The 693-nt window shown below is 65.2% G+C and carries 1 protein-coding gene; it reads right to left on the bottom strand.

The features are described from left to right. Positions 1–8: 8 nt before the first annotated feature. Positions 9–608 carry an NAD(P)H:quinone oxidoreductase gene (gene wrbA / locus AX735_RS04950; RefSeq protein WP_060977568.1) on the bottom strand — a complete coding sequence of 200 codons (600 nt, stop codon included), beginning with the start codon at positions 606–608 and terminating at the stop codon, positions 9–11. Positions 609–693: the final 85 nt, after the last annotated feature.

Below are 693 nucleotides of genomic sequence, written 5' to 3'. Positions count from 1 at the left end.
GAGGGGGGTTACGCCGTCAGCTTGGCTGCGGTGCGCGCGACCTTGGCACCCAGATAGCGCGCGCCATCCAGATCGGCCTGGTGCGGCTGGCGCGATCCGTCGCCACCGGCGATCGTGCTGGCACCATAAGGGGATCCGCCGATCACCTCGTCATTGCTCAGCTGGCCCTGGAAGCCATAGTCGAGCCCGACCACGGTCAGGCCATGGTGCAGAAGGTTGGTGAGGATCGAGAAATGGGTGGTCTCCTGGCCGCCATGCTGGCTTGCGGTCGCGGTGAACGATGCACCGACCTTGCCGACGAGTGCGCCCTTGGCCCATAGGCCGCCGGTGCGGTCCCAGAAGGCTGCCATCTGGCTCGACATGCGGCCGAAGCGCGTGCCGGTACCGACGATGATCGCGTCATAATCGGCCAGTTCCTCGGGCGTCGCGATCTCGGCAGCCTGGTCGAGCTTGAAGTGGCTCGCGCGGGCAATCTCTTCGGGAACGGTTTCGGGGACGCGCTTGATCGTCACTTCGGCGCCTTCGCTGCGCGCACCTTCGGCGACCGCTTCGGCCATCGTCTCGATATGACCATAAGTCGAGTAATAGAGCACCAGAACCTTTGCCATGGGAATTCTCCTTTGCGGGATATGGGAATGAAAGGGTGCCCCGCCGCCCGAGGGGGAAGGCGGCGGGGCGGGGGAGGGATCAGTG

Origin of the sequence: Blastomonas sp. CCH1-A6, assembly GCF_001556365.1 — a bacterium.
GTDB classification, from domain to species: domain Bacteria; phylum Pseudomonadota; class Alphaproteobacteria; order Sphingomonadales; family Sphingomonadaceae; genus Blastomonas; species Blastomonas ursincola.
Note: the sequence above shows the minus strand (reverse complement) of the source record. Positions and strands in the feature narration are given on the sequence as shown.